The sequence below is a fragment of the Shewanella sp. Sh95 genome, assembly GCF_001308045.1.
Classification (GTDB): Bacteria; Pseudomonadota; Gammaproteobacteria; order Enterobacterales; family Shewanellaceae; genus Shewanella; species Shewanella xiamenensis.
In genome coordinates this window covers 13,494-30,559 of sequence record NZ_LGYY01000263.1, presented here as the reverse complement: position 1 = coordinate 30,559, position 17,066 = coordinate 13,494, and the positions used below count along the sequence as shown (strand labels likewise).

Genomic DNA, 17,066 nt, shown 5'->3' with positions numbered 1-17,066 from the left:
AATGCTGAAGATAGGAGTGCCGAGGTGGTGCCACTTTTCTCTGAGCACGAATAAGGAAACAAATTAAGATGGTCTCTGTTCGCGAAGCGCACTTTAATGATCCCGATTTTCATCTTGAAGAGTGGGTGGCTCGCTATGTTAGTCATGTCGATGAGGCGCAAACCTTACTCGCCCTGATTGAGCAGGTCGATGCTTTACCCGCTAAGAGTCCTGCCGCGAAAAGAGAACTGCTCGAACGTGCCCGCGAGATGATTGAAATCCTCGCGCCGCTGAATATGGACATTGAGACGCTGCAAGCGGCCATCCTGTTTGTGGTGTTTGATGCCGGTTTATTAGATGAAGAAGCGATCAAAGAAAAGTTTGGTGAGCCGCTGGCGCGGTTAGTCGCCAGCGTGGTGACCATGGATGCCATTGGCGCGTTAAAAATCAATCCCAATAGCCGCTCAACCGAGCCGCAAATCGACAATATCCGCCGCATGTTGCTGGCGATGGTCGAAGACGTGCGCGCCGTGGTGATAAAACTGGCCGAGCGTGTTTGTTTGCTGCGCGCCGTGAAAAATGCCGACGAAGAAACCCGCGTCTTGCTGGCCCGTGAAATTGCCGATATCTATGCGCCGCTCGCTAACCGTTTGGGGATTGGTCAGTTAAAGTGGGAATTAGAAGATATTTCCTTCCGTTATCTGCATCCAGATACCTACAAGGACATTGCCAAACAGCTTGATGGTAAGCGGTTAGACCGCGAAGTCTATATCGAAAAATTTGTCGAGCAGTTGCAGCAGCGCCTCGATGAGGATCATATCCGCGCTAAGGTGTATGGTCGTCCAAAACATATCTACAGCATCTGGCGCAAGATGAAGGGCAAACACCTCAAGTTTGATGAGTTGTTTGACGTGCGCGCCGTGCGGATTGTCACCGAACGTTTGCAGGACTGCTACGGCGCCTTAGGGGTCGTGCACACGCTATGGCACCATATTCCACGCGAGTTCGACGACTACGTGGCCAACCCTAAACCTAACGGTTATCAATCCATCCATACGGTTGTGGTGGGGCCTGAGGGGAAAACCGTTGAAATTCAAATTCGTACCCAAGATATGCATGAAGATGCAGAGCTTGGGGTTGCCGCGCACTGGAAATATAAAGAAGGTAATCACTCCGGTAAGCAAAGCGGTTACGAAGAAAAAATCAATTGGCTGCGAAAAATTCTGCAATGGCAGGAGGACGTGGTCGAAAGCGGCAACTTGGTCGAAGAAGTCCGCAGCCAAGTGTTTGAAGACCGAGTCTATGTGTTTACCCCAAGCGGTGAAGTGGTTGACTTGCCACTTGGCTCAACCGTGCTCGACTTTGCCTATTATATTCACTCGCAGGTCGGCCATAAGTGTATCGGTGCTAAGGTCGATGGCCGCATTGTGCCGTTTACTTATCAGGTTGAAACGGGTGAGCGTATCGAGATCATTACCTCGAAGCACCCTAATCCTAAGCGCGATTGGCTCAATCCAAACTTAGGTTATATCCGCACCTCGCGGGCGCGCTCGAAAATTCAGCATTGGTTTAAGCAGCAAGACCGCGATAAAAACATTATCGCCGGTAAAGAAATGCTCGAAGCCGAGCTGGCGCGAGTGAGCCTTAAAATCAAAGATGCAGCCATTGCCGTTGAGCGCTTTAATATGGCGAGTATGGACGACTTACTTGCGGCAATTGGCGGCGGTGATGTGCGGTTACATCAAGTCGTTAACCATATCCAAAGTAAGTTGCGCCTCGATGAGGCTAGCGAAGAAGATGCAGTTGAAGAATTAGTTAAGAAGAGCCAACCCAAATCTGGTACCAACAGCCGTGGGCAGGTGGAAGTGAATGGCGTGGGTAACTTACTTAGTCATATCGCCCGTTGCTGCCAGCCCGTGCCAGGGGATGAGATTTTAGGCTTTATCACCAAAGGGCGTGGTATTTCGGTGCATCGCTCCGACTGTGAGCAGGTGAAAGAGTTGATGCGCGTTCACCCAGAGCGTGGCGTCGATGTGGTTTGGGGCGAAAATTACTCCGGCGGTTATCGTATGCGTCTGCGCGTATTAGCCCATGATCGCAGCGGCTTATTGCGGGATCTCACCTCAGTACTCGCCGCCGAAAAGTCCAATGTACTTGCCATGAGCTCGTCATCGGATATTAAGAATCAAACGGCAGCCATTGAGCTGGAATTAGAGCTTTATAATCTCGATGGCTTATCGCGGGTGTTATCTAAGCTCTCCCAAGTTGATAGCGTGATAGAAGCAAGACGGCTTTAAGGTTAGCAATACCTTTCGAAGCGATTAGCCTCGAAATTAGCAATATGGAAAACTTTGATAAGAGATATAGATTGGGGGGGCGGAGGCTGTTCACCATTCTGAGCAATGGCATTTGCTCCCCGACGCGCAGCGAGTCCGTCCTTGGATGCTCGACCGCCCCATCCGTGGGGCGGACGGTCGTCTCGCAAATCACCATTGCTCAGCTTCCTAGCATCGTTGTTGGCTGTAGGTTTTAAAGAGACACACAGCATGCTTTGGGACATTCCCGAGTTAAATCCTTAACTCTAACTAGTTTGTTTCGGATTAAAAATTCTATGGAGATAACGCCGCCAGCATGAGCAGCTTTGTCTTGGGGGCGAAGTCGGAGGAAAAAAGACGTCGCCATGCCTAGCCTTGGTAACCATACTTTACTTGAAGAACTCATTGATCCAAGCGACATGGCTTTTGTTGACATTTTTTAGAGGAGCCAAAGAGTTAAAATCTAGCTCCCAACGTTTAAATAATACGAACAACTGGTTTATTGTACTCTGCGATACTGGCTCATTTAGCTCAATTATTAAATCCAAGCCGCGGCCAGTTACCGACTGATAATTTGGCAGAGAGTAAATCCACTCAAAAAACTTATCTTCATCTTCCTGACACCAGAAACTTGGCCCTTTTACTGTAATCTGCACGCATTTTCCTTGTATGGCTAACGTCTTAGTATTTATGCGCTGCGCTGTTTGCAGGGCATAAATCGCTTGTTGGACTTGGCCGCTGCCACATCCATTTCAAGTGATATCAATGATGCTATAGGAATTAACTTTTTTGCGGTAGCGATTTTTATATACAGTTTGATGGTAATTACTTGATATCGTTTTACCTTTTTCCATTCTTTCACGCTTATTTTTTGCAGATGAATCGCTATCTAACGACTCAAAACTCCAAGGAATACACCTCCCCTCGGAGTTGCCGCGGGCGAATAGACAAATTGCGTGAGTCTCGCCACGGATGGCGAGCTAGCTTTCGCAGGTGCAGGGACGCATCCTTCGGAAGCGATAGCAAATTTGTCAATGAGCACAAGGGGCTTTCAACTCCGTTGGGGCGTCTTGGAGCATCCAAGGAGGATAGGACGAGCAGTCCTCCTTGGTCGGGTGTGGGGGGAAGCCCCACGACTTTGATTTTGATTAAAGTATTCAAACTACGAAAAAGATGGGATACATAACTTCTAAGTCGAACCATCAACTTTTCTATAGGCAAAGCTTTACTTGGTCTATTTCCCTTTTGAACTGCAAAACACACTTTGGGGCAAAAAGCTTTTAGCCAGATGAACAGTTCGATGGTCGTAAAGATTGTCATTGTTGCAACTGTGACCGTTGGCGACATGGATGTCGCCGTCGAGCCTATAGGGACATATTCACGGCGTGTCACTGGGGAAACAATGACAATTCATCCTACACACCTGACGACATACTTATCTAGTTTTAGGGCATATCCTCTTCGTTAAAGCCTAATATCAGACTCAAAATAGCACTTTGAGCTTGGCTACTTTATCATTAGCGCTTTATTGCCCTTATTACAGCCTTAGTTGCGACTCAGCTTGAGTGTATTCCTGTTTACGCATCCGGCGCATTGGCCTGTGTCGACTCTCTTGAAAGGATATCAGCATGACTTCCCATATCACGCCTTCTTCTACTACTGAGCTTTCAGCAACAGAGCTATCCACAAAAGAACTCTCTTCAAAAGTGCCATCACCAAACAAGCTTCCCGCAGCAGCAGTTTCAGCAACCGATGTCGCTCCACTATTGAAGATTATGGAGAAGCTGCGCGATCCGCAAACGGGTTGTCCTTGGGATAAGGCGCAGACATTTCAAACCATAGTGCCTTTTACCCTCGAAGAGGCCTATGAGGTGGCCGATACGATTGAACGTTTAGCCTTAGACGAATTGCCCGATGAACTGGGGGATTTATTATTCCAAGTGGTATTTTATTGCCAGCTAGGTAAAGAGCAGGGCAGGTTCGATTTCAGCACTGTCGTCAATAAAATCACCGACAAACTCACCCGCCGTCATCCCCACGTGTTTGGCGAAGCCACGTTTGAGGCCGATGCTAGTAGTCAGCAAATGAAGGTCAATTGGGAAGCAATCAAAGCCAGCGAGCGTGAGCAAAAGGCATTAGCGGCTGGGGTGACTTCACCAAGCGAGGTTTCTGTGCTGGATGATATTCCGCGCGCACAGCCAGCGTTATCCCGTTCTATCAAAATTCAACAGCGGGTCGCGCGCGTTGGGTTCGATTGGCCTGAGCTTGAGCCCGTTGTCGCAAAAATCCATGAGGAAATTGAGGAAGTGCTGGCGGAGGTGAACCAGCCAACGCTCGACCAAGCCAAAGTTCAGGCCGAAATGGGTGACTTATTATTTGCAGTGGTGAATTTGGCGCGTCATTTAAAGGTGGACCCAGAACAAGCGCTGCGCCAAGCCAATGTTAAATTTGAACGCCGTTTTAAAGGTGTAGAGGCATTTGCAAGACAAAATAATAAAGCATTAGAAGAACATAGCTTAGAAGAGTTAGATGCCTACTGGGATAAGGTTAAACAGGGCGAGCCAAGATAAAGGGCAAATTATCCTGATTGGTGTTTGTCGAATGGCAACACCTTTGGTATACTACTGCCCCGTCCTAGTGCTTTCTTACAAGCACGTATTTTCAAACTCATTTTCTCAGGTTCAGCATGACTACAAGGTATATCTTCGTTACTGGTGGTGTGGTTTCATCACTAGGTAAAGGCATTGCAGCCGCTTCATTAGCCGCAATTTTAGAGGCCCGTGGTCTCAATGTAACCATCATGAAACTGGACCCATACATTAACGTTGATCCAGGTACCATGAGCCCAACGCAACATGGTGAAGTGTTTGTGACTGAGGACGGCGCAGAAACAGACCTCGACCTAGGCCACTATGAGCGTTTCATCCGCACTAAGATGAATCGTCGCAACAACTTCACCACAGGCCGTATTTACGAAGAAGTATTACGTAAAGAACGTCGCGGTGACTATTTAGGCGCGACAATTCAGGTGATCCCGCACATCACTAACGCGATCAAAGAAAAAGTATTAGCTGGTGGCGAAGGTCACGATGTGGCTATCGTTGAAATCGGCGGTACTGTGGGTGATATTGAATCACTGCCATTCCTTGAGTCTATTCGCCAATTAGGCGTTGAACTGGGCCGCGATCGTACCCTGTTTATGCATTTAACCTTAGTGCCATTCTTAGGCGCTGCGGGCGAAGTGAAAACGAAACCGACTCAACACTCTGTAAAAGAGTTGCGTTCTATCGGTATTGCACCAGACGTATTGATCTGCCGTGGCGACCGTGCGATTCCTGCCAACGAGCGTGCGAAGATTTCGTTATTCTGTAACGTTGAAGAACGTGCGGTTATTTCATTAAAAGACGTCGACAGCATCTACAAGATCCCTGCGCTGCTGCGCTCACAGGGTTTAGATGACTTAGTGGTTAAGCGTTTTGGCTTAGAATGCCGCGAAGCTGACTTGTCTGAGTGGGAAAACGTCATTTACCAAGAAGCCAATCCAAACGGCGAAGTCGTGATTGGTATGGTGGGTAAATACATCGAACTGCCAGACGCCTATAAATCAGTCAACGAAGCGTTAAAACACGCAGGCCTGAAAAACCGCGTATCTGTGACTATCAAGTATATCGACTCACAAACCGTTGAAGCCAAAGGCGATGAAGTCTTACAAGGTTTAGACGGTATCTTAGTCCCAGGGGGCTTCGGTGAGCGCGGTGTGGAAGGTAAGATTCTGGCGGCTAAATTTGCCCGTGAAAACAACCTGCCATACTTTGGTATCTGTTTAGGTATGCAAGTGGCACTGATTGAATTTGCCCGTAACGTTGCTGGCATGGCCGATGCTCACTCAACCGAATTCAATAAAGCAACGCCATTCCCAGTGGTTGGCTTAATCACTGAATGGGTTGACGAAGAAGGTAATGTTGAACAACGCCATGAAGCCTCTGATTTAGGTGGCACTATGCGTTTAGGTGCGCAGTTATGTCACCTGCTGGAAGGCTCAAAAGCGGCGCAAGCGTACAAAGGTAACACTTGTGTTGAGCGTCACCGTCACCGTTACGAAGTGAACAACAAGTACAGAGAACGTTTAGAGCAAGCGGGTCTGGTATTTAGTGGTTTATCTTCTGACCGTAAACTGGTTGAGATGATTGAGCTCAAAGATCATCCTTGGTTTGTAGCGGGTCAATTCCACCCTGAATTTACTTCGACCCCACGCGATGGTCATCCATTGTTCGAAGGTTTCGTTGCTGCCGCGAGTGCACATCAAAAACGTGATCTGAAGAAATAAATTTTAAGGCCGGACCCGCGACAGTGGGCCCGGCCTTTTGTTACACTCAGGCCGCGTAAACATGAGTCAAAACTCATACCCATGTGTATAAACGACATGCGTCTAGACGGAAATAGTAAACGGAATTTAAAGATTTTGGTCGTACTCTACATCTGTTAATTCCCATTGGTATTGGTTTTTTCTTTTCTCTTTTAAACTTAAATCGAGGGTAATATGGCTAAGATTATTAACGTGATTGGTCGCGAGATTATGGATTCTCGTGGTAACCCAACAGTTGAAGCCGAAGTGCATTTAGAAGGTGGTTTTATCGGTATGGCGGCTGCGCCATCTGGTGCTTCTACTGGTAGCCGCGAAGCGCTGGAACTGCGTGATGGCGACAAGAGCCGTTACTTAGGTAAAGGTGTATTGACTGCTGTGGCTAACGTAAACGGCCCTATCCGTGCAGCGTTAATCGGTAAAGATGCGACTGCACAAGCAGAACTCGATCAAATCATGATCGACTTAGACGGCACTGAAAACAAAGACAAGTTAGGCGCTAACGCGATTCTGGCTGTGTCTTTAGCGGCGGCTAAAGCGGCTGCAGCATTCAAAGGCATGCCTCTATACGCTCACATCGCTGAATTAAACGGCACACCTGGCCAATACGCTATGCCAGTGCCTATGATGAACATCCTTAACGGTGGTGAGCACGCTGATAACAACGTTGATATCCAAGAGTTCATGGTTCAACCTGTTGGCGCGAAAAACTTCCGCGAAGCTTTACGTATGGGCGCTGAGATTTTCCACACCCTGAAAAAAGTACTGCACGGTAAAGGTTTAAGCACTTCTGTGGGTGACGAAGGTGGTTTCGCACCTAACCTGTCTTCTAACGCAGATGCATTAGCGGTAATCAAAGAAGCTGTTGAATTAGCGGGTTACAAGCTGGGTACCGACGTGACTCTGGCATTAGACTGCGCGGCTTCTGAGTTTTACAAAGACGGCAAATATGACCTGTCTGGCGAAGGCAAAGTATTCGATTCAAACGGTTTCTCTGACTTCCTGAAATCACTGACTGAGCAATATCCAATCGTCTCTATTGAAGACGGTCTGGACGAGTCAGATTGGGATGGTTGGGCATATCAAACTAAGATCATGGGCGACAAGATCCAATTAGTGGGCGACGATTTATTCGTCACTAACACTAAGATTTTAACCCGTGGTATCGAGAATGGCATTGCTAACTCAATCCTGATCAAGTTCAACCAAATCGGTTCATTAACTGAAACCTTAGCGGCTATCCGTATGGCAAAAGCGGCGGGTTACACTGCGGTTATTTCACACCGTAGCGGTGAAACTGAAGACGCTACTATCGCTGATTTAGCGGTAGGTACAGCGGCTGGCCAAATCAAGACCGGTTCATTGTGTCGCTCTGACCGTGTGGCTAAATACAACCAATTGCTGCGTATCGAAGAGCAATTAGGTGAAAAAGCACCGTATCGCGGTTTGAAGGAAATCAAAGGTCAGGCGTAATTTAGCCGACCGATGTAAAAAGGCCACCACTTGGTGGCCTTTTTTGTTGTACTATCTGCAGTATCTTTTTTTAATCCAAGACATTGACGCTAATTCCTCCATGAAATTTTTTGTCATTGCACTCATAGTGCTACTCGGTTTACTGCAATACCGGCTGTGGTCGGGCGATAACAGTCTGCCCGAATACTTTGTTCTGCAAAAACAGATTGCTGCTCAGCAAGATGGTAATGCAAAACTCAATGAGCGTAACCAAGTGCTTAAAGAAGAAATTATCGATCTTAAGAGTGGTACCGAAGCGATTGAAGAGCGGGCGCGTAACGAGCTTGGCATGGTGAAAGAAGGCGAGACCTTCTATCGCGTGGTGGGCGGTGACCGTGCAGTATCGAGTCCCTCGCAGTAACGGAGCACAAATGGATATCGTCTTAGAAGCCGCGCCACAGACTGAAACAGAAGTCGCTATTCAGCTGGATCCTTTTTCACCTAATGTGGTTGCGATTGTGCCAGCCGCAGGGATTGGCAGCCGCATGGGCGCGGGTAAACCCAAGCAATATTTAACTTTGTTGGGGCAAAGCATTCTGGCTCATACCTTAGACAAGTTATTGTCCCATCCGCAAATTAACCAAGTGATTGTCGCGCTGCATCCTGAGGATACCGAGTTTGCCGCGTTGCCCCAGGCCAAGCATCCCAAGCTGGTGACTGTTATTGGCGGCTCTGAGCGCGCCGACTCAGTGCTGGCGGCACTCGATAAGGCGCCCGACAATGGTTGGGCTTTAGTACACGATGCGGCTAGACCCTGCTTAACGGCGCAAGACATAGATAAATTGCTGGCTTCGCGGGTGCACTTTCCCCAAGGTGCCATTTTGGCGATGCCAGTCCGCGATACCATGAAGCGCGCCAATAGCTTAGGTGAAATCAGCTCGACCGTTTGCCGCGATAATCTCTGGCATGCCTTGACGCCGCAGTTATTCCCAACCTCCTTGTTGCGATTGCATTTAAAAGCCGCGCTTGCCGCAGGGGCCGTTGTGACCGATGAAGCCTCGGCGATGGAATGGGCGGGAATTTCCCCTGGATTAGTCGCTGGGCGGGCGGATAACATTAAAGTTACCCATCCCGATGATTTGGAGTTAGCAGAACTTTTTTTACTGCGTGCTAAGGCTTGAAGGCAAGCTGAGTGAATTGCGCAATTGATTAAATACGTTAGGAAATAAGTCATGAAAATCCGTATCGGCCATGGTTTTGATGTTCATAAATTTGGTGAACCGCGCCCGTTAATTTTATGCGGGGTCGAAGTACCCTACGAAACGGGGCTGGTGGCTCATTCCGATGGTGATGTGGTGCTGCATGCCATCTCTGATGCCATTTTAGGGGCGATGGCCCTTGGGGATATAGGTAAACATTTCCCTGATACCGATGCCGCTTATAAGGGCGCCGATAGTCGCGTTTTGCTGCGTCATTGTTATGCCTTAGCGCGGGCGAAGGGATTTGAGCTGGGTAATCTGGATGTCACTATTATTGCCCAGACGCCTAAAATGGCGCCGCATATCGAGGATATGCGCCACGTGCTGGCAGCCGATCTTAATGCTGATATTGCAGATATCAACGTCAAGGCCACTACCACAGAAAAACTCGGATTTACCGGCCGTAAAGAAGGCATCGCGGTCGAAGCCGTCGTATTACTCAGCCGCCAATAGTCTGTAACTTTAAGAGATAAGAAAGACCCATGAGCGAACTACATTACCTGTACGGCAAACCGACGGGCACCGCAGATTTAAGAACCGTTAACAGCGACTTTATCGTCAAAGAGATTTTGCCTTTTAGCCCGTCGGGCGAGGGCGAACATCATTTAGTCCACATTCGTAAGGATGGATTGAACACGGTACAAGTGGCTGAAATGCTGGCGAAGTTCGCTAAGGTTCATCCCAAAGAAGTGACCTATGCAGGACAAAAAGATAAAAATGCCATCACAGAACAGTGGTTTGGCATTCGTATCCCAGGTAAAGAAACCCCTGCGTGGCGCGAGCTAAACAGCGAACGTTTAACCATATTATCCAGTAGTCGCCACAGCAAAAAATTACGTATTGGCGCGCTCTTGGGCAACCGTTTTATCCTTACCCTGCGCAATATCACAAACGTGGAAGACATTATCAGCCGCATCGAGAAAGTCAGCCAAATCGGTGTGCCCAATTATTTTGGTGAGCAGCGTTTCGGTCACGATGGTAAAAACCTGGTGCTTGGTCGGCAAATGCTAGCGGGCAAAAAGGTGAAAGACCGTAATAAGCGCAGCATGTATCTGTCTGCGGTGCGCTCCAACCTATTCAATACCGTTGTCTCCTATCGTTTAGCCAATTATGGCACTAAACCCTTAGCGGGGGATTGTGTGATGCTGGCGGGCAGCAAAAGCTTTTTCGTTACGCCTGAATGGGATTTAGTGGTATTAAAGCGTTTGATTGAGAAGGATATTCAACTTTCTGCGCCACTCTGGGGCCGCGGAAAAATGCTGCCGCAGGGCGAAGCCGCTGAGGTTGAAACCCAAGCCATGGCTGAGCTGGGCGACGATTGCTACGGCCTTGAGCACGCAGGTCTTGAGCAGGAGCGCCGCCCATTGCTACTGGAACCTCAAGGACTTAAATACGAGCAAACCGCGGATGGATTGGTACTCGAGTTTATTTTACCTGCGGGTAGCTTTGCGACATCGCTGTTAAGAGAGCTGGTTGATTATCAAGATGTCAAAGAGCTGCAATGGCAAGCAACAGTTACGCCGGATGCGAATGCTCCTGAGGCAAATACTGCAACTGAAAGCGATGTTGCAGAGGTCAATCTAATCGACAATGGCGAGTCCACTTTATGATCCGCATCCTTGTCAGCAATGATGATGGGGTGAATGCGCCGGGAATAAAAGCCTTAACGGAGGCGCTTGCCGAAATCGCCACTGTGATGACGGTCGCACCTGATCGTAATTGTTCCGGTGCAAGTAACTCTTTAACCTTGACTAATCCATTAAGAATTAATAGGTTAGATAATGGTTATATTTCGGTGTACGGTACACCAACAGATTGCGTCCACTTAGCCATACGGGAGCTCTGTGATGGTGAGCCTGATATGGTGGTATCGGGCATCAATGCTGGCGCGAATATGGGGGATGATACTTTATATTCGGGCACGGTCGCGGCGGCAATGGAAGGGCGTTTTTTAGGCTTCCCCGCAGTAGCGATTTCGCTTAATGGCAAAGCCTTTAAGCATTATCACACTGCCGCCGTTTACGCGCGGCGAATCGTGCAGGGGCTATTAGCGCACCCGATTGCCAGTGATCAGATCCTCAATATCAATGTGCCGGATTTACCGTTGGATGAGATTAAAGGCATAAGAGTGACGCGCCTTGGAGCGCGGCATAAAGCTGAAGGCATTGTGCGTACGCAAGATCCCGCAGGACGAGAAATTTTTTGGCTCGGCCCACCGGGTGTTGAACAAGATGCGAGTGAAGGTACCGATTTTCATGCCATTGCTCATGGTTATGTGTCGATCACTCCGTTAACCGTAGACTTGACCGCGTATAAACAATTATCGATATTGCAAAATTGGGTAGATAAAATATGACTCGAGTTGCCTTAACATCGGCGGTGAATTTAGCGAAAAAGCTTCAGGATGCGGGGATCCGTAATCCAGCCGTGCTTAAGGCAATATCCTATACCCCACGCGAATTGTTTCTTGATAATGCGTTAGCCCATAAAGCCTATGAGAATACAGCTTTACCTATTGGCCAAGGACAAACCATTTCTCAGCCTTATATCGTCGCGCGAATGACTGAGTTACTGCTTCAACATAAACCCCATAAGGTGCTTGAAGTAGGAACGGGCTCAGGTTATCAAGCGGCGATTCTCGCCCAATTAGTACCAGAGCTTTGCACTGTGGAACGTATAAAGACGTTACAAATCCAAGCAAGGCAAAGATTAAAGCGGCTCGATCTGCATAATGTTTCCTTTAAGTATGGCGATGGTTGGCAGGGCTGGCAGAATCGTAGTCCCTATAATGGCATTATGGTCACCGCAGCTGCCGCAAAGGTTCCTGAAGCGTTATTATCCCAGTTAGCCGAAGGCGGTGTATTAATTATCCCCGTGGGTGAAGAAACGCAGCAATTGATGCGGATTACGCGTCACTTGGATAGTTTTAGTTCTGAAGTGATAGAGACAGTCAAATTTGTTCCTTTAGTAAATGGTGAGCTTGCATAGCGCGTTTATCGATTTATAAATTACTAAAACAGTAAGATAGCCCCAAAAAGGAGTTTTTATTGTTGAATGCGGGTTTACTTTTAAACCTCAGTTTACTGTTGTTGCTTGCGGGCTGTAGCTTTCAGGCGAGTCGCCCCGCACCTGTCGAAAGTCTTTCCCACAATTATTCAAAGCACAACAAAGGCAATATTAAATCCAATTCATATAAAGTTAAGAAAGGCGACACTCTTTACTCTATTTCTTGGGCTGCAGGCAAAGATTACGCCGAAATTGCTAAAATTAATCAATTAGATAAATCGTATACCATCTATCCTGGTCAGGTTTTGTATTTAACATATGACCATAATCAAAATAGTAAACCTTCTACGACTTTAGGTGGAATTAATTCGGTAAATAAAGGTGGATATCAGCATAATCAAAATAAAAAACAATCAGTTAGTGATGATTTTCCTCAGAATTCTGTATCTAGTGAAACACCGAAAAAAACACTTGATCAGAAAGCAAAGCCTGCGTATTCTGCAACAAGTTCCCAACAAAATATTAACCCTTCAATAATTGCTCCGACATCGACACTACCCGATAGTGTAAGCCAGTGGCAATGGCCTGTAAGAGGTAAATTGATAGGAACATACTCTGCCAATGAGCAGGGAAATAAAGGTATTAAGATCGCAGGAAAACGTGGAGATATCATCAAAGCTGCAGCAGATGGGCGGGTGGTATACGCAGGTAGTGCGCTTAGGGGGTATGGTAATTTAGTCATTATTAAGCATAGTGACGATTACCTTAGTGCTTATGCTCATGCGGATCAGATCTTAGTCGACGAAAAGCAACATGTCCTCGCTGGACAGACGATTGCTAAAATGGGTAGTACAGGTACTAATCAAGTAATGTTACGTTTTGACATTCGTTACCATGGTCAGTCTGTTAACCCACTCAACTACTTACCTAAGCAATGATTGTTTAGGGCCTTGTTTTGGCATGGAGGATAATAAATTGCAGTAATACAAGCAGTTAAATTAGGTTTGGGAGAATTCGATCATGAGCCGCATAAATAGCACTGCCGTAGAAGAACTAGTAGATTTTTCCGTTGATGCCGCAGAGTTTGATCTCGATAAAGAGGATATCGCCGCTGATTTAGTTCAAGAACTAGGACTCGAACAACAGGTTCAAGATGACCTGCAAAAAAATCTTGATGCCACACAACTCTATTTAGGTGAAATAGGGTTTTCCCCACTGCTTAGTGCAGAAGAAGAAGTTTACTTTTCCCGTAAAGCCTTAAAAGGCTGCGAAAAATCCCGTAACCGCATGATCGAAAGCAACCTGCGACTCGTGGTTAAAATTGCCCGTCGTTACAATAATCGTGGTCTTGCGCTGCTGGATTTAATCGAAGAGGGTAATCTTGGTTTGATACGTGCTGTCGAGAAATTCGACCCAGAAAGAGGTTTCCGTTTCTCAACCTATGCGACTTGGTGGATCAGACAAACCATCGAACGTGCAATCATGAACCAAACTCGCACAATTCGCTTGCCTATCCATGTAGTAAAAGAGCTTAACGTATATTTACGTACAGCTCGGGAATTAGCGCAAAAACTTGACCATGAACCTACGGCAGAAGAAATTGCCGAGAAACTACAAGTATCCAGTGTTGACGTCAGCCGTATGCTGAAGCTTAACGAGAAGATCACTTCTGTCGATATTCCCTTAGGTGGCGATAACGACAAGGCGTTACTCGATGTGCTTGCTGATGACGATAACGTAGGTCCAGACTTTAAAGTACAAGACGAAGACATCTCTAACTCAGTTGTGAAGTGGTTAAATGAACTTAATACCAAGCAAAGAGAAGTGTTAGCGCGACGCTTTGGGTTATTGGGTTACGAGCCATCAACTCTTGAAGATGTTGGCGCTGAAATTGGTCTCACTCGTGAACGTGTGCGCCAAATCCAAGTGGAAGCCTTAAAACGCATGCGCGATTTGTTGGGGGCGCAAGGGCTATCTGTAGAGGCTTTATTTAGAAACTAATGCTTAAGGTTGTTTAATCAACCCATAAAAAACGCCCATTTTGTGGGCGTTTTTATTATTAAGTTACGATGAACAAAGCTATTTAACTCAAGCGTTTAAGCTCATAGAGTAAATCCAGTGCCTGTTTTGGGGTCAGGTTATCGGGATTGATGGCTTTTAACTTGCTTACGGCCGGATTTTCCACTGGCTCCGGCAGGGCTAACAAGGTTTGAATCGGTGCCTTTGTGCCCTCTACTTGATGGTCGCGACTCTCAAGCTGATGTAGTTTATGTTTTGCCGCCTTAATCACCCGAGCTGGTACACCAGCAAGGGCCGCAACTTGTAAACCGTAACTCTTACTGGCAGCACCTTCTTGCACCGCATGCATAAAGGCGATGGTATCTTCGTGCTCAATCGCATCGAGGTGCACGTTATAGACGCCAACCATGAGTTCCGGTAACTGTGTTAGCTCGAAATAATGGGTCGCAAATAGCGTCATTGCGCCGACTTGCTGTGCTAAATACTCAGCCGCAGACCAGGCTAATGACAGGCCATCGTAGGTTGATGTGCCGCGACCAATTTCATCCATCAAGACTAAACTCTGCGCAGTGGCATTATGGAGAATATTGGCCGTTTCAGTCATTTCCACCATAAAGGTTGAACGGCCTGAAGCGAGATCGTCTGAGGCACCAATACGGGTAAAAATTCGATCTATAGGGCCAATAATGGCACGATCTGCGGGTACAAAGCTGCCAATGTGTGCCATTAGGGTGATCAGTGCAACTTGACGCATATAGGTCGATTTACCGCCCATGTTTGGACCTGTAACAATCAACATCCGGCGTTGATTGTGCAGAGTGACAGGGTTGGCGATAAAAGGCGTTTGACTCACACGCTCAACCACAGGGTGACGACCCGCTTCAATTTTTACCCCGATTTCGCTGCTCAGTTCTGGGCAGGTATATCCTAAGGTTTCGGCACGTTCGGCAAAGTTACTGAGCACATCGAGTTCGGCTGCTGCTCTGGCAAAGGCTTGTAGCTCATGCAATTTGGGGAAGATTAAATCAAACAATTCGTCCCACAGTTGTTTTTCAAGAGCGAGCGCCTTACCTTGGCTCGACAGCACTTTTTCTTCATATTCCTTAAGCTCGGGCGTGATATAACGCTCCATATTCTTAAGGGTTTGACGGCGTTGGTAATTTAATGGCACTTGCTGTGATTGCAGACGGCTGACTTCAATATAGTAACCATGGACTCGGTTGTAGCCTACCTTCAGCGTGGCAATGCCAGTGCGTTCTTTTTCCCGCGCTTCGAGTTGTACTAGATAATCGCTGGCACCTTCACTTAAGCCACGCCATTCATCTAACTCGGCATTGTAGCCTTCACGGATCACGCCGCCATCACGGATAAGCATGGGCGGGTTATCGACAATGGCGCGCTCAAGCAGTTGTTGCTCTTCGGGAAACTCACCTAAGAGCTGGCCTAGCTTCACCGTATGGGGGGCACTTAACTGTGCTAATGATTGCTGCAATTGAGGCAATAGGTTTAATGCTTGGCGTAGTCGGGCAAAATCCCGTGGACGAGCGGTACGAAGCGCCAGTCTTGCCATGATACGTTCGATATCTCCTAGAGCTTTAAGCTGCTCATGCAATGACTCATGGGCCGCGGTCGCGAGCAACTCATTGACCGCCGTTTGGCGAGCAAAAATCTGTGCATGGTCCCTCAACGGCTGATGGATCCAGCGTTGTAACATACGGCTGCCCATGGCTGTGGCAGTATTGTCGAGCACAGCTGCTAGGGTGTTATCCCGACCACCACTCAAATTTTGTGTCAGCTCGAGGTTGCGGCGCGTTGCCGCATCCAAGACAATCGTATCGGTTTGATTAAAACGGGTAATAGCATTGATATGGGGCAGGGCGGTGCGCTGGGTGTCTTTTACGTACTGCATCAAGCAGCCTGCCGCTTGCAGCGATAGGCGAGCATCGGTTATGCCGAAACCGTGTAAATCCTTAGTGCCAAACTGGGCCAACAGCAGTTTGATACTGGTATCGTAATCAAATTCCCACTCAGGGCGGCGACGTTTGCCTTTAAAATGATGCAATAACTCCAGTGCACCAAAATCTTCGCTATAAAGAATTTCGACCGGATTCGTACGTTGCAACTCGGCTTCGAGGGACTCCTTCGTCTCTAATTCGGCAATCACGAAACGGCCAGAAGACACATCTAGAGTCGCATAGCCAAAGCCCACTTTGCCTTGATAAACCGCGGCCAACAGATTGTCTTGCCGCTCCTGCAATAGCGCTTCATCGGTTAAGGTTCCTGGGGTGACAATGCGTACGACTTTACGCTCAACCGGACCTTTTGAGGTGGCAGGATCGCCAATTTGTTCACAAATCGCAACCGATTGGCCAATTTGAACCAATTTTGCGAGATAGCCTTCAACTGCATGGTAAGGGATACCCGCCATCGGGATCGGGTCGCCACCACTTTTGCCTCGGGCCGTAAGGGAAATGCCCAATAATTCAGAGGCTCGTTTGGCGTCATCATAGAAGAGTTCATAGAAGTCACCCATACGATAAAACAGCAGCATGTCGTGATGCTCTGCTTTCATGGTCAAATATTGACGCATCATCGGGGTATGTTTTTCTAAATCATCGGTATCTATAGGATTCATTAAATCGTTATCGTCCGCTATGCCGGCCCTGAAATAGG

At 47.6% G+C, this 17,066-nt stretch carries 14 protein-coding genes; 12 read left to right on the top strand and 2 right to left on the bottom strand.

Annotation, left to right across the window (positions count from 1 at the left end; genetic code table 11):
- The first annotated feature begins 68 nt into the window (after positions 1 to 68).
- Positions 69 to 2,276, top strand: coding sequence for a GTP diphosphokinase (relA, locus tag AEA42_RS19365; RefSeq protein ID WP_037421144.1), 2,208 nt, complete (start codon positions 69 to 71; stop codon positions 2,274 to 2,276).
- A 407-nt stretch (positions 2,277 to 2,683) separates the two neighbouring features.
- Here relA and AEA42_RS19355 read toward each other — a convergent pair whose 3' ends face one another.
- The gene (locus tag AEA42_RS19355; protein WP_011073503.1) at positions 2,684 to 2,950 is read right to left on the bottom strand and encodes a hypothetical protein; all 267 of its coding nucleotides are present in this window, start codon (positions 2,948 to 2,950) and stop codon (positions 2,684 to 2,686) included.
- A gap of 972 nt (positions 2,951 to 3,922) precedes the next feature.
- Between AEA42_RS19355 and mazG the strand changes: the two genes are divergently transcribed.
- From mazG to rpoS, 11 genes are all read left to right on the top strand, one after another.
- Positions 3,923 to 4,864, top strand: a complete 942-nt coding sequence (gene mazG / locus AEA42_RS19350) for a nucleoside triphosphate pyrophosphohydrolase (protein ID WP_037426227.1) — start codon at positions 3,923 to 3,925, stop codon at positions 4,862 to 4,864.
- Positions 4,865 to 4,980: 116 nt separating this feature from the next.
- A complete protein-coding gene (locus tag AEA42_RS19345; protein WP_055648578.1) occupies positions 4,981 to 6,621 on the top strand; it encodes a CTP synthase in 1,641 nt (546 codons plus the stop codon).
- 213 nt (positions 6,622 to 6,834) lie between these two features.
- Positions 6,835 to 8,130, top strand: coding sequence for a phosphopyruvate hydratase (eno, locus tag AEA42_RS19340; RefSeq protein WP_011621904.1), 1,296 nt, complete (start codon positions 6,835 to 6,837; stop codon positions 8,128 to 8,130).
- 100 nt (positions 8,131 to 8,230) lie between these two features.
- A complete protein-coding gene (gene ftsB / locus AEA42_RS19335; RefSeq protein ID WP_086023979.1) occupies positions 8,231 to 8,530 on the top strand; it encodes a cell division protein FtsB in 300 nt (99 codons plus the stop codon).
- 10 nt (positions 8,531 to 8,540) lie between these two features.
- Positions 8,541 to 9,290: a 2-C-methyl-D-erythritol 4-phosphate cytidylyltransferase gene (gene ispD / locus AEA42_RS19330; RefSeq protein ID WP_037426221.1), complete on the top strand. Its 750-nt coding sequence runs from the start codon at positions 8,541 to 8,543 to the stop codon at positions 9,288 to 9,290.
- Between the two features lie 51 nt (positions 9,291 to 9,341).
- On the top strand, positions 9,342 to 9,821 hold the full coding sequence (ispF, locus tag AEA42_RS19325) for a 2-C-methyl-D-erythritol 2,4-cyclodiphosphate synthase (protein ID WP_055648577.1): 480 nt from the start codon (positions 9,342 to 9,344) through the stop codon (positions 9,819 to 9,821).
- Positions 9,822 to 9,850: 29 nt separating this feature from the next.
- Complete coding sequence (locus tag AEA42_RS19320; protein WP_055648576.1) at positions 9,851 to 10,978, top strand: tRNA pseudouridine(13) synthase TruD; 1,128 nt, start codon at positions 9,851 to 9,853, stop codon at positions 10,976 to 10,978.
- Complete coding sequence (surE, locus tag AEA42_RS19315) at positions 10,975 to 11,724, top strand: 5'/3'-nucleotidase SurE (RefSeq protein ID WP_037426213.1); 750 nt, start codon at positions 10,975 to 10,977, stop codon at positions 11,722 to 11,724. Before AEA42_RS19320 ends, surE begins: the two co-directional genes overlap by 4 nt.
- A complete protein-coding gene (locus AEA42_RS19310; RefSeq protein ID WP_055648575.1) occupies positions 11,721 to 12,356 on the top strand; it encodes a protein-L-isoaspartate(D-aspartate) O-methyltransferase in 636 nt (211 codons plus the stop codon). Before surE ends, AEA42_RS19310 begins: the two co-directional genes overlap by 4 nt.
- Positions 12,357 to 12,415: 59 nt before the next feature.
- A complete protein-coding gene (locus AEA42_RS19305) occupies positions 12,416 to 13,312 on the top strand; it encodes a peptidoglycan DD-metalloendopeptidase family protein (RefSeq protein ID WP_055648574.1) in 897 nt (298 codons plus the stop codon).
- Positions 13,313 to 13,394: 82 nt separating this feature from the next.
- Entirely contained in the window at positions 13,395 to 14,375 is a 981-nt protein-coding gene (gene rpoS / locus AEA42_RS19300; RefSeq protein WP_037421178.1) for an RNA polymerase sigma factor RpoS, read from the top strand.
- Positions 14,376 to 14,457: 82 nt separating this feature from the next.
- Here rpoS and mutS read toward each other — a convergent pair whose 3' ends face one another.
- Positions 14,458 to 17,028, bottom strand: a complete 2,571-nt coding sequence (gene mutS, locus AEA42_RS19295; RefSeq protein ID WP_055648573.1) for a DNA mismatch repair protein MutS — start codon at positions 17,026 to 17,028, stop codon at positions 14,458 to 14,460.
- Between the last annotated feature and the right edge of the window lie 38 nt (positions 17,029 to 17,066).

Excerpts from the sequence above, each read along its gene's own strand:
- mazG (WP_037426227.1), top strand. The coding sequence starts at position 3,923 with ATGACTTCCCATATCACGCCTTCTTCTACTACTGAGCTTTCAGCAACA.
- ftsB (WP_086023979.1), top strand. The coding sequence starts at position 8,231 with ATGAAATTTTTTGTCATTGCACTCATAGTGCTACTCGGTTTACTGCAA.
- AEA42_RS19310 (WP_055648575.1), top strand. The coding sequence starts at position 11,721 with ATGACTCGAGTTGCCTTAACATCGGCGGTGAATTTAGCGAAAAAGCTT.
- eno (WP_011621904.1), top strand. The coding sequence starts at position 6,835 with ATGGCTAAGATTATTAACGTGATTGGTCGCGAGATTATGGATTCTCGT.
- mutS (WP_055648573.1), bottom strand. The coding sequence starts at position 17,028 with ATGAATCCTATAGATACCGATGATTTAGAAAAACATACCCCGATGATG.
- AEA42_RS19345 (WP_055648578.1), top strand. The coding sequence starts at position 4,981 with ATGACTACAAGGTATATCTTCGTTACTGGTGGTGTGGTTTCATCACTA.
- rpoS (WP_037421178.1), top strand. The coding sequence starts at position 13,395 with ATGAGCCGCATAAATAGCACTGCCGTAGAAGAACTAGTAGATTTTTCC.
- ispD (WP_037426221.1), top strand. The coding sequence starts at position 8,541 with ATGGATATCGTCTTAGAAGCCGCGCCACAGACTGAAACAGAAGTCGCT.
- relA (WP_037421144.1), top strand. The coding sequence starts at position 69 with ATGGTCTCTGTTCGCGAAGCGCACTTTAATGATCCCGATTTTCATCTT.
- AEA42_RS19320 (WP_055648576.1), top strand. The coding sequence starts at position 9,851 with ATGAGCGAACTACATTACCTGTACGGCAAACCGACGGGCACCGCAGAT.
- surE (WP_037426213.1), top strand. The coding sequence starts at position 10,975 with ATGATCCGCATCCTTGTCAGCAATGATGATGGGGTGAATGCGCCGGGA.
- ispF (WP_055648577.1), top strand. The coding sequence starts at position 9,342 with ATGAAAATCCGTATCGGCCATGGTTTTGATGTTCATAAATTTGGTGAA.